This window comes from Citrobacter sp. LST-B2, assembly GCF_057983045.1.
In genome coordinates, this window is sequence record NZ_CP192598.1 from 487816 (window position 1) to 499889 (window position 12074).

Here is a 12074-nt window from a genome sequence, read left to right on the forward strand (position 1 = left end):
ATTGGCATATGGAATAATCTCAATTCATGTGAATTGTAAAAATAATGAAGGAGTGAATTTAGTATTCCGCAGTGCAAATGACTATCTGTTTAATAAATAAAGAAAGATACCTGAAGGAAAAAGGCGTCCGTAGACGCCTTAATTTACACATTAACGCTGGGATTTGTTAAACCGGCCTCTGACGACCACAAAAAACACCGGGACAAAGAAGATAGCCAGCAGCGTTGCTGTCAGCATCCCTCCCATCACACCGGTTCCGACTGCATGCTGGGCGCCACTCCCTGCCCCGCGACTGATGACCAGCGGCATTACGCCGAGGATGAAGGCGAGTGAGGTCATCAGAATAGGGCGCAGGCGCATGCGCGCAGCCTCAAGCGTTGCCTCGATCAGGCCACGACCTTCTTTCTCCATCAGATCCTTGGCAAATTCCACGATCAGAATGGCGTTTTTCGCGGAAAGCCCAATCGTGGTTAACAGTCCGACCTGAAAATAGACGTCGTTATTTAGCCCACGCAGGGAAGCGGCCAAAAGGGCACCCACCACGCCGAGCGGGACCACCAGCATCACCGAGAACGGAATGGACCAGCTTTCATACAGCGCGGCAAGACAGAGGAACACGACGATCAGCGAGATAGCATACAGTGCCGGCGCCTGATTGCCGGACAAACGTTCCTGATATGACATCCCCGTCCAGTCATGACCAATACCATTAGGCAGTTTTGACGCGAGACTTTCCATCATGGCCATCGCTTCACCGGTGCTTCGACCGGGGGCCGCCTCACCCAACAACTCCATCGATGGCATACCGTTGAAGCGTTCCAGGCGCGGAGAACCATACACCCAGCGGGCTGAGCTGAAGGCTGAAAAAGGGACCATCTCGCCGTTAGCACTACGAACGTACAGATTATTGATATCTTCTGGCAGCATACGGAATTTCGCATCTGCCTGAACATACACTTTCTTTACTCGTCCGCGGTCAATGAAGTCGTTAATATAGCTGCCGCCTAACGACGCAGAGATGGTTTCGTTAATGTCTGACAGCGCAATGCCAAGCGCCTGTGCTTTTTCCTGGTCGACATCCAGCTTGAACTGAGGGGTATCCTCCAGGCCGTTAGGTCGAACACGGACCAGCAGATCGGAATGCTGAGCCACCATACCCATTAACTGATTACGTGCTGATGTTAGCGCTGTGTGCCCCAACCCCCCCTGGTCAAGCAGTTCAAAATCGAAACCCGTCGCGGTGCCCAGTTCAATTATCGCCGGCATGTTGAAGGGGAAGACCAGTCCATCCTGGATCTGGCTGAACGCGCGAGTTGCACGCGCAATTACCGCTTCAACGCTGTTTTCCTTGCCGCTACGCTCATCCCAGGGCTTCAGGCTGATGAAGGCCAGACCCGCGTTCTGCGCCTGGCCGCTAAAGCTAAAACCGTTGACCGTAAACACGCTTTCAACGTTCGCTTTTTCGTGAGTCAGGTAGTAATGGGTGACCTGATCCAATACATTTTGGGTTCGTTCCTGGGTTGAACCTGCGGGTAGCTGAACCATCGTCATGAATACGCCCTGATCTTCATCAGGCAGGAAGGAAGTGGGGAGACGGAAAAACAGTACCCCCATTCCGACAACAATCAGGATGTAAAGGAGCAGGTAGCGTCCGGTTTTGCGCACAATGCCGCTGACACTGTTGGTGTAGTGGTTAACGCTGAGATCAAATTTGGCATTAAACCAGCCGAAAAATCCGCCTTTCTTCTCGTGGTGTTCGGCGGACGCTGGTTTTAGCAGCGTTGCGCAAAGTGCCGGCGTCAGGATCAATGCTACCAGAACCGAAAGCGCCATTGCCGACACAATCGTGATGGAAAACTGGCGATAAATAGCCCCGGTGGAGCCGCCGAAAAAGGCCATCGGGATGAAGACGGCAGACAGCACCATCGCGATCCCAACCAGCGCCCCCTGGATCTGCGACATGGATTTCTCGGTTGCCTCTTTGGGCGGCAACTTTTCTTCCATCATCACACGTTCAACGTTTTCCACTACCACAATGGCGTCATCGACCAGCAGGCCGATCGCCAGCACCATCCCAAACATCGTCAGGGTGTTGATCGAGTAGCCAAACGCCGAGAGCACGGCAAATGTACCCAATAGCACAACGGGAACCGCAATCGTCGGAATGAGCGTTGCGCGGATATTCTGTAAAAACAGATACATCACGAGGAAGACCAGGACGATCGCTTCGAACAGTGTTTTTACCACTTCGTGAATGGAGATCTTCACAAACGGCGTGGTGTCATACGGGTAAACCACTTTCATCCCTTGCGGGAAGAAGGGTTGCAGCTCAACGAGTTTGGTTTTAATCGCTTTGGCGGTATCCAGAGCGTTGGCCCCGGTCGCCAGTTTGATCCCCAGACCCGCAGCCGGTTTACCGTTAATTCGGGCGACAACGTTATAGTTTTCTCCCCCCAGCTCGATACGAGCGACATCTTTAAGGCGAACGACAGAGCCATCGCTGTTTACCCGTAATGTGACTTTGCCGAATTCCTCAGGATCTTTCAGTCGCGTCTGCGCAATGATAGAGGCGTTCAGTTGCTGCCCCGGTAGAGCAGGCGTTCCGCCCAACTGACCTGCTGCGATCTGGTCGTTCTGTATTTTTAGTTGATTGATCACATCGACCGGTGTGAGCTGGTACTTGTTCAGCCGATTCGCATCCAGCCAGATACGCATCGCGTACTGTGCGCCAAACAGCTGGACGTCACCTACACCGTTCAGGCGGCTGATCGTATCTTTTACGTTTGAGGCGACGTAGTCGGAGATATCGTCCTGGGTCGTTTGCGGATCGTCAGAGACAAACCCCGCCACCAACAAGAAACTGCTGCTCGACTTTTCTACGCTAATCCCTTGCTGTTGAACTTCCTGAGGCAGCAATGGCGTCGCCAGCTGCAGTTTGTTCTGTACCTGCACCTGGGCAATATCCGGGTCGGTTCCGGACTGAAAGGTTAACGTAATGGTCACGCTACCCGCAGAGTCGCTGGTGGAGGACATATACATCAGGTTATCGATACCGTTCATATTCTGTTCGATAACCTGAGTCACCGTATCCTGCACCGTTTGCGCATCTGCCCCTGGATAGTTCGCGGAAATGGCTACCGCTGGTGGCGCGATAGTTGGGTATTGCGCAACGGGCAGTTGCATAATCGCCAGAGCGCCCGCCAGCATCAGTATGATGGCCAGAACCCAGGCAAAAATAGGACGCCTGATAAAGAAATTTGCCATGTTCGGTTACCTTATTGCGCCGCTTTTGCCGCAGGAGTATTGGCATCCGTGGTAGCTTTCACTTTCGTGCCGGGATGGGCTTTTTGTAATCCGCTGACAATCACCTGATCGCCTGGATGTAGGCCTTCGCTAATCAGCCATTTGTCGCCGATAGCCTGCGAAGCGACAACGGCGCGTGGCTCAACCAGGCTCTGGTCATTGACGACCAGTACCGTCGCATCGCCACGAGGCGTACGCGTTACGCCCTGCTGGGGGATCAAAATAGCGTTGGGCTGAACACCTTCGTCAATGCGAGCGCGAACAAACATCCCCGGCAGCAGAGCGTGCTGTGGGTTAGGGAAGACGGCGCGAAGGGTGATGGAGCCTGTGCTTTCGTCCACCGTGACATCCGAAAACTGCAATGTCCCTTTCAGGGGATACGCCGTACCATTTTCCATCACCAACTGGACGCTGCTGCTGGCGCTGTCTTTATGCAGGCTGCCCTGTTCAACGGACTGCTTCAGTCGCATAAAGTCGCTGCTGGACTGTGTGACATCGACATAGATGGGATCGAGTTGCTGCACGGTAGCCAGTGCTGTTGCCTGGCCATTAGTGACCAGCGCACCTTCCGTCACGCTGGATTTGCCAATACGACCATCGATCGGCGAGGTGACTTTGGTGTAAGCAAGATTGATACGTGCGCTCTCCACTGCGGCTCGTGCGGCAATGACTGCCGCATCGGCCTGACGCGCATCTGCAATCGCCTGGTCGTATTCCTGTTGGCTAATGTATTTTGTCCCTACCAGCGGAACATAGCGCTTAACCGTCAGGTGTGCGATGGCGGCGGCAGCTTCACTTTTCGCCAGTTCCCCTTTCGCGCTATCGTAATCTGCCTGATAAGTGGCAGGATCGATCTGATACAGTGACTGCCCGACCTGAACATCGCTGCCCTCGGTGAAGTTTCTTTTGAGAACAATACCACTGACCTGTGGACGAACTTCTGCAATGCGGAATGCCGAGGTGCGTCCTGGCAGTTCGGTGGTTACTGCTAATGGCGCGGCGGTAACCACATGAACGGTCACCTGCGGTTCGGTTGCCTGAGCGTGCTTATCTCCCTGATCGTTACAACCGGCAAGTAACGCAGCAGAGATGAGGATAAATGAGGGCAGGAGTGAAAACCTGGCATGTTTCGTCATTACTGTTCCTTAAAAACCAATAGCTCGTTATTTACCGGATAACGGTAAGGCGATAACGTGCACGAAGAAATAATAGTTGGCTATCCTACAAATTATTAGCGTGCGATGTAAGCGATAGTTATTTTATGGCCGGGTCTACGGCACGTAAAAACAAAAAAGTGATGGCTTTGTCTTTTCATTTTGTTTTTCTTTGTCATGCCTTGTTGCTGGCTAATATATTTGGAAATGTACATTTGTTGTATGAATGTTTTTGTTGGTTTTTATTTGTGGGGGTTATTTGATTGAATGTTTTGTGCTGAGGCTATTCGCTTTTGTTTCATCTCGGAACGGATGGGGTGATACAGTTCTTTTTGAACGGCAATTGTGAATTGCCATATTTCTGTTTTTTATCCTGCTCCTGAAACGATAACTTATGGCTAAAAGAACAAAAGCCGAAGCGTTAAAAACGCGACAACATTTGATTGAGACTGCAATCATCCAGTTTGCCACGCGAGGCGTTGGCAACACGACGCTTAACGACATTGCCGACGCGGCCCAGGTCACGCGGGGGGCTATCTACTGGCATTTTGACAACAAAACGCAGCTCTTCAATGAACTCTGGCTACAGCAACCGCCATTACGTGATCTTATTCAGGACCGGTTAGCTTTGCATGACTGCGATAATCCCTTGCAGCGGTTGCGCGAAAAGTTAATTGCCGGATTGCAATATATCGCGGAAATTCCCCGGCAGCAGGCCTTGCTGCAAATTTTATATCATAAATGTGAATTTCATGAGGGGATGATATCAGAACAGGAAATACGCGAGAAAATTGGGTTTAGCCAGAGGGGACTACGCGACGCGTTGCAGGCGAGTATGACGGAAGGGTTAATTTCCAGAACCCTGGATTTAGACGTTGTGTTAATTATTATTCACGGTAGTTTTAGCGGGATCGTGAAAAACTGGTTGATGAATTCTACCCGCTACGATCTTTATCAGCAGGCACCGGCGCTGGTGGATAATGTATTAAGGATGTTAATTCCTGATGGATATGTCATGCAATTAACATCGGAAACCCTATAATCATTTCTCCTGTCTATCAATGACACGCTATTGTAATTCGGTACAGTTGACCAGCTTGAGCGGATTGACAGAATCCATATTGCGGCATTTATCGACTTCTGTGGTGATCAGTTCAATCCACTGGATCAGTAACGCATCAAAAAGGAACACGGAGACCGCAAAAACAACCAGCCACCAATACTTACGAATCATTGCCAAATCCTGTGTATTCATGCCCAAGCGTGCAGGAAATATACACGAAAAATGCGTCCTGAAAAGCAGGCTTACAATGCTTTTACTTTGCTGTCATCTTCACCACATCTGACGCCGTTCGACTCTTTTTCGACAGGTTTTTCGTCTTTCTCTTTTTGATTTTCGTCAGCTCTTCCTGGGAGTAGTGTGAGCTGATGTTCAGCCGTCTGAGCCCCATCTTCACATACTCATTATTGACCTCAATACCGATGAATTTACGTCCCGATTCCACGGCCACAGCACCTGTCGTAAAGCTGCCGGCGAAGGGATCCAGCACCGTATCGCCAGGATTGGAGGAGGCCAAAACGATCCGTTTTAGCAGGGCGATAGGTTTTTGCGTCGGATGGTTTTCATATTCATCCATCAAATAACGCACGCGGGGAAATTCCCAGACGTTGCCCGGAACTTTTTGCGTGTTGTAAGGCTGTGGTGGGTTTTTACGGTAGTCAATCAGCGCTCTTTTCGCACCGGTTTTGGTCTCAACCAGAATAGCGTCACTGTTGAAAGTGTACTGTCGGGCATCTTTGACCATCATCAGGATCGGTTCGTACATTGAGCCAAAGAATTTCTTCGCCTGCACGCCTGAACTGTCATAAGACCAGACAATCCGGCTTTTGATGGTAAACAGCGTTCTGCATTTGAGATCGATATGCGGCATGTTTTCGGTGCTGTTCATGATGTACATCGTGCCCTGTTTTTTCAGCACCCGATGACACTCCTCAATGCACGCGAACAGCCAGCCCAGGAAGATGTCTTCGTCCCAGGACTCGACCATCCCGTCAAAATCCTTTCCGATATTGTAAGGCGGGTCGGCAAAGATTAAATCGACGCTTTCAGCGGGGAGTTTCTTGAGTTCTGTCAGCGCATCTCCGTGGATGATCGACGCAGATTCATCACCAAAGTAGTGTGGCTCACATCGTGAGTTCATATCGGCTCCACAAAAGAGGCGTATAAAAAAGGCGCTTCCCCATGCCGAGTAGCGCCTTTTTAAACAAGCAATTAGCTAATCGAGATTAGTTCATGCCGTATTTTTTCAATTTTTTACGCAGCGTACCACGGTTGATGCCCATCATCAGGGCAGCACGGGTCTGGTTACCACGGGTGTATTGCATCACCATGTCCAACAGGGGCTGTTCTACTTCAGCCAGTACCAGCTCATAGAGGTCATTAACATCCTGACCGTTCAGTTGAGCAAAATAGTTCTTCAGTGCCTGTTTAACCGAGTCACGCAGGGGTTTTTGGGTTACCTGATCCTGAGAGTTAACGGTAGAAACGGTCAGTACGTCAGAATTTACGCGTTGTTCGAACATAGTTCTGTCAGCTCTTTATTTCTGTTTACGCAAAATTTTCGAAGTATGCCTCCAACGCCTCCAGCTGTTCGCTGGCATCCTCAATGGCGTTGAATGTGCGCCGAAACTGGTCATTTGGAGCGTGCTCCTGGAGATACCAGGAGACGTGTTTACGCGCTATTCGGTACCCTTTTGCCTGGCCATAAAAGTCATGCAGTTCCCGAACATGCGCACAAAGCAAGCGCTTAACCTCTGCCAGAGGCAGGGGGGATAGCAACTCCCCAGTGTCCAGATAATGCTGGATTTCCCGAAAGATCCAGGGTCTTCCCTGAGCTGCGCGGCCTATCATCAGGGCATCAGCCCCCGTATAGTCAAGCACAGCTCTGGCTTTAAGCGGGTCAGTAATGTCACCATTCGCGATAATCGGAATGGAAACTTTCTGCTTAACTGCCCGAATACTGTCGTACTCAGCGTCTCCATTGAACAAACAGGCGCGGGTGCGTCCATGAATGGTCAGAGCCTGAATGCCACAGTCTTCAGCCAGTTGGGCAATCTCTACGCAGTTACGGTGTTCCGGAGCCCAGCCGGTGCGAATCTTCAGGGTCACAGGAACGTCCACTGCATTAACCACCCCGGTTAGTATCGACTTCACTAAATCCGGGTACTGCAAGAGGGCTGAACCTGCGAGCTTGCGATTCACTTTTTTAGCCGGACACCCCATATTGATATCAATAATCTGGGCGCCGCTTTCCACGTTAATCCGTGCGGCATCGGCCATCTCAACAGGGTCGCTACCGGCAATTTGCACCGTGCGAATTCCTGGCTCATCAACGTGCACCATCCGTAAACGGGATTTGTCGCTTTCCCAAACCTGCGGGTTAGACGACATCATCTCGGATACGGTCAATCCGGCTCCCATCTCATAACACAGCGTCCGAAAAGGTCTGTCAGTGATGCCAGCCATGGGCGCTGCGATCAGGCGATTTCTAAGCTGGTATTGTCCGATGCGCATGAGTTAAGAAATGACCATACTGTGACTGCAAGGCGGCGTATATTACGCATTTTTTGCACGAGATGAAAGGCCAAACTTTGACCAATCCTCTGCGGTGGATCAAAGAATCGCCGTTAACGTCAACGCCATAAAATAATTAGCCATACAAATCATTGCATTACAAAAGCGTGACGAAATTCTGTACGCTTATAATTTTGCGTAACTTCTCATTTTTTCTTCGAATCTGCGCGGGCTTGCAAGATAATCTGCTGAATTAATCAGCAGATTATCTTGAGTTAATGTGACATCGCTCTCATTTCAGCAGATGATTGCGCAACGCATCGGTCATCACTCGACCACGACACGACCGTTCAGCGGTTGGGGCGGACGATTATTGTCATGATGCATCGTATGGCTGAATTTTTCTAACTGCGCGGCGGACAGCGTCAGAGGGTGCTTCATGACAATCCAGGTTACCCCTTCAGAGCAGGGCGGTGTGGTCAGTGAACCGCTGAAACGCCAAAAGCGTTTGTTTTTCGGCAGCAGGGCATTCAGATCCATTTGTGAGGTGACGTTAGCGTCCTGCCCGGTTTGTTCAGGCATAGTCGCCCACAGTTTGTCCAGCTCAGTGTTTGCCGCCCCTTTATCAAACATGACCGCAACAACGGCGATAGCACCATTTGCGTCTTTGTGCACAAGATGCATTTCCATCGCGTAATGTTTACCGTGAACCGTATTTTCGCTTGGGGCATGAAAGTGGAATTGCTGCAATGTAAACGGAGTCCCGTCAATCGCGATGGTATCAGCCGTTGCGCTCTTTAACGCGGCCTGGATTGTATGACCATTGTTAATGAGAGTAATGGGGCCCTCAGTGTAGTGGGTTTTCAGGGGCTTCAGGTGGGCATTTGCCGACTGGTCGATGTTTATTGGGGACTGATTCATCCCGGTCTGACAGGTTTTATACTCTTCACTGAGTGCGCCCCAGTGTTCCGGGGATCCTTCACCCTCATAGCTCCAGTGTGACGCCATTGCGGTGGATGACATGATGCTTAACGCGAGAAGAGTTGCCTTGCTCAAAAAAGGGTTCATGAAATTCTTCCAATGAATAAAATAGATTTTTATATTTGTAACTTCAATGAGTTACGCGTCTATTTTACCGTATGAGAGGAAGAGGAAGGAGCGGGCGAAATGCTGAAAAACGTGGCCGGTAGTACGGCCACGCGCGGGAGACAGGGTTACTTCTTACGGCCCGTGATTCGACACCACTCTTCTTTCTCCACCACCGGATCGAGAGCGAAGAGATCGGCATAAGCTTCACAAACACTTTCCGCCTGGCTGGCAAGGATACCGGAAAGGCCCAGCAGACCACCTGTAACGGGCAGGACGCTGATTAACGGTGCCAGCTCGCGTAATGGGCCTGCCAGAATGTTGGCGACCACTACGTCGGCTTTCATGGCGTCTGGCTGATCCTGTGGCAGGTAGAGTTCAAGACGTTCTGATACACCATTACGCTGGGCGTTATCACGGCTGGCCTGAATCGCCTGCGGATCAATATCGATACCGATCGCTTTTGCGGCGCCCAGTTTCAGTGCGGCAATTGCGAGGATGCCGGAACCGCAACCAAAGTCGATAACGGTCTTACCGGTTAAATCGAGACTGTCGAGCCACTGCAGGCACAGTGAGGTGGTGGGATGAGTGCCGGTACCAAACGCCAGACCGGGGTCGAGCATTACGTTGACGGCATTTTCATCCGGCACGTCGCGCCAGCTTGGGCAGATCCACAGGCGTTCGCCAAAACGCATGGGGTGGAAGTTATCCATCCACTCGCGTTCCCAGTCCTTATCTTCCAGTTGTTCAATTTTATGCGCGAACCCGACGCCCAGCAGCGGATGGTGTTCCAGGATGGCGACGACTTCTTTCATGTCGGTTTCGGCATCAAACAGACCGATAACGTCGGTGTCGCCCCACAGGCGTGTTTCGCCCGGCAATGGCTCAAAAACCGGCGTGTCGTGCGTGTCCTGGAAGGTGATGGAAACGGAACCCGCTTCCATCAGGGCATCGCTCAATGCTTCCGCGTTAGCGCCCGTCGTGTTCAGTTTTAATTGGATCCATGGCATGGCAAACTCTTTATTTATCAGTAGTCAATACAGCGGCTTGCGGGGCAGGAGAACCGAAACGGTTTCCGACCAGGAAAGCCAGCAAACTTAGCAGCAACGAGGGCACAATCGGATGGAAGCCCAGGTACTGAACGTTAAAGGTGGCGAGAATCGCATACAGCACGCCGCCGACAATCATCGCACTCAGCGCTCCGGTCGCATTCGCGCGCTCCCAGTAAAGGCCAAGCACCAGCGGCCACAAGAACACGGCTTCCAGACCGCCAAACGCCAGCAGATTCAGCCAGATGATCATCTCTGGCGGTTTCCAGGCGGCAAGTAAGAGCAGCGCGCCTAAGATGAGGGTGATCATCGCCGATATTCGTTTCAACCGCGTCTCGTTCTGCAACTGTTCCGGGCGAATATTAAGATAGAGATCTTTAATGATCGTAGCGGAACTTTGCAGCAACTGGGCGTTGATCGTCGACATAATGGCCGCCATTGGCGCGGCAAGGAAGATCCCGGCGGCGAAAGGCGGCAGCACTTTGACCATCAGCGTGGGGATCACCAGATCCGGCACCGTCAGGTCAGGGATAACCGCACGACCCAGCGCGCCGGCAAGATGCATACCAAACATCAGGATCGCCACCACGATGGTACCGATGATTATCCCGCGGTGTACCGCTTTGCTGTCTTTGTAGGAGATGCAGCGCACCGCCGTATGCGGCAGACCGATCACACCAAAACAGACCAGTACCCAGAATGAGGTCATAAAGGTCGGAGACAGAATGTCATCGGCGCCCTGCGGTGAAACCAGTTTTGGGTCGATGGTGTTTAAGGTCTCTACGGCATGGCTCAGGCCACCGGCCGCATGCACGATACCGACCAGCAGCACGATGGTGCCAATCAGCATCACCAGTCCCTGCATTGTGTCGTTAAGTACGCTGGCACGAAAGCCGCCGAACGCGGTATACAGCGCGATACTGATACCGAAAATCAGCAGGCCTGTTTCATAGGGAATACCCGCCGCCGTTTCCAGCAGGCGTGCGCCGCCGATGAACTGCACGGTCATGGCACCGACAAACGCCACGAGCAGGCTGAGGCTCGCCAGCCACACCAGCAGGCGACTCTGGTAGCGGGCAAACAGCATGTCGTTGAGGGTGACGGCATTATAGCGACGGGCAAGGATGGCGAATTTCTTGCCGAGTATCCCCAGCGAAAGCCAGACGGCGGGAAGCTGAATCATCGCCAGCAACACCCATCCCAGTCCGTATTTATAGGCCGCACCAGGTCCACCAATAAATGAGCTGGCGCTGATGTATGTCGCGGTCAGGGTCATCGCCAGGACGATCCCCCCCATGGAACGGCTACCCAGAAAATATTCATTCAGGAAGGTGCCGGTCTGCCGTTTACGCATGGCATAAACAGAAAGACCGAACACAACAACCAGATAGGCAACCAGCGGCAGAATGACTTCAAGCTGCATCGTCATCCTCCAGGGGAATGTCACGATAGATAAATTTCACCATGGCCCAGCACAGCAAAATGAAGATCAGCGGTGTTAACAGGCAAGCCATTTCAAACCAGTGCGGCAACCCGGTTATGCCCGGCGTCACCCCTGGAATGTAAGCTGCGGCGAGCCAGGCAGCCAGATAGAGAAGGGTCAGCCATAGCGCCCAACGCGCTTCTTTATTGGCCTGAACAAAACGTTTGTCCATTTTTTGTCCCTTGTTGAAAAAGAAAGCGGGGATTGTACCTTAAGCCGCAGGTCAGGGGGGAGAGAAAGGTGGCGGCTGAAGAACGATCTTGCCCCTGTGGGGTGAGGAGACAAAATAATCACGATCAATTAATCAAAACGAACTGTTCTGAAAATCAACGTATTCTATTTTTATTTTTCTATTTTTGTTTTAGATAATAATATTGATTACTCTCGTTTTTATTGGGCAAAGTACCTAAATTAGATAGCTCCTC

Annotated in this window: 11 protein-coding genes; 1 reads left to right on the forward strand and 10 read right to left on the reverse strand. The window is 51.5% G+C overall.

What is annotated here, in order from left to right:
* Positions 1-150 precede the first annotated feature (150 nt).
* The gene (locus tag ACQ0PY_RS02375; protein ID WP_109739785.1) at positions 151-3264 is read right to left on the reverse strand and encodes an efflux RND transporter permease subunit; all 3114 of its coding nucleotides are present in this window, start codon (positions 3262-3264) and stop codon (positions 151-153) included.
* A gap of 11 nt (positions 3265-3275) precedes the next feature.
* Positions 3276-4439: an efflux RND transporter periplasmic adaptor subunit gene (locus tag ACQ0PY_RS02380; RefSeq protein ID WP_109739786.1), complete on the reverse strand. Its 1164-nt coding sequence runs from the start codon at positions 4437-4439 to the stop codon at positions 3276-3278.
* A gap of 412 nt (positions 4440-4851) precedes the next feature.
* Here ACQ0PY_RS02380 and envR point away from each other — a divergent pair, with 412 nt between their 5' ends.
* On the forward strand, positions 4852-5499 hold the full coding sequence (gene envR / locus ACQ0PY_RS02385; RefSeq protein WP_109739787.1) for an acrEF/envCD operon transcriptional regulator: 648 nt from the start codon (positions 4852-4854) through the stop codon (positions 5497-5499).
* 27 nt (positions 5500-5526) lie between these two features.
* Here the strand turns inward: envR and ACQ0PY_RS02390 are convergent, their stop codons facing one another.
* From ACQ0PY_RS02390 to ACQ0PY_RS02425, 8 genes are all read right to left on the reverse strand, one after another.
* On the reverse strand, positions 5527-5691 hold the full coding sequence (locus tag ACQ0PY_RS02390) for a DUF2556 family protein (RefSeq protein WP_042998358.1): 165 nt from the start codon (positions 5689-5691) through the stop codon (positions 5527-5529).
* An 82-nt stretch (positions 5692-5773) separates the two neighbouring features.
* Positions 5774-6658, reverse strand: a complete 885-nt coding sequence (gene yhdJ, locus ACQ0PY_RS02395; protein ID WP_044263680.1) for an adenine-specific DNA-methyltransferase — start codon at positions 6656-6658, stop codon at positions 5774-5776.
* An 85-nt stretch (positions 6659-6743) separates the two neighbouring features.
* Complete coding sequence (fis, locus tag ACQ0PY_RS02400) at positions 6744-7040, reverse strand: DNA-binding transcriptional regulator Fis (RefSeq protein WP_000462905.1); 297 nt, start codon at positions 7038-7040, stop codon at positions 6744-6746.
* Between the two features lie 25 nt (positions 7041-7065).
* Positions 7066-8031, reverse strand: a complete 966-nt coding sequence (gene dusB, locus ACQ0PY_RS02405) for a tRNA dihydrouridine synthase DusB (RefSeq protein WP_044327070.1) — start codon at positions 8029-8031, stop codon at positions 7066-7068.
* A gap of 327 nt (positions 8032-8358) precedes the next feature.
* A complete protein-coding gene (locus ACQ0PY_RS02410) occupies positions 8359-9099 on the reverse strand; it encodes a carbonic anhydrase (protein ID WP_061069300.1) in 741 nt (246 codons plus the stop codon).
* Positions 9100-9245: 146 nt separating this feature from the next.
* Complete coding sequence (gene prmA, locus ACQ0PY_RS02415; RefSeq protein ID WP_042998347.1) at positions 9246-10127, reverse strand: 50S ribosomal protein L11 methyltransferase; 882 nt, start codon at positions 10125-10127, stop codon at positions 9246-9248.
* Between the two features lie 10 nt (positions 10128-10137).
* Positions 10138-11589, reverse strand: coding sequence for a sodium/pantothenate symporter (gene panF, locus ACQ0PY_RS02420; protein WP_042998346.1), 1452 nt, complete (start codon positions 11587-11589; stop codon positions 10138-10140).
* Complete coding sequence (locus ACQ0PY_RS02425; protein ID WP_042998345.1) at positions 11579-11821, reverse strand: YhdT family protein; 243 nt, start codon at positions 11819-11821, stop codon at positions 11579-11581. Before ACQ0PY_RS02425 ends, panF begins: the two co-directional genes overlap by 11 nt.
* Positions 11822-12074: the final 253 nt, after the last annotated feature.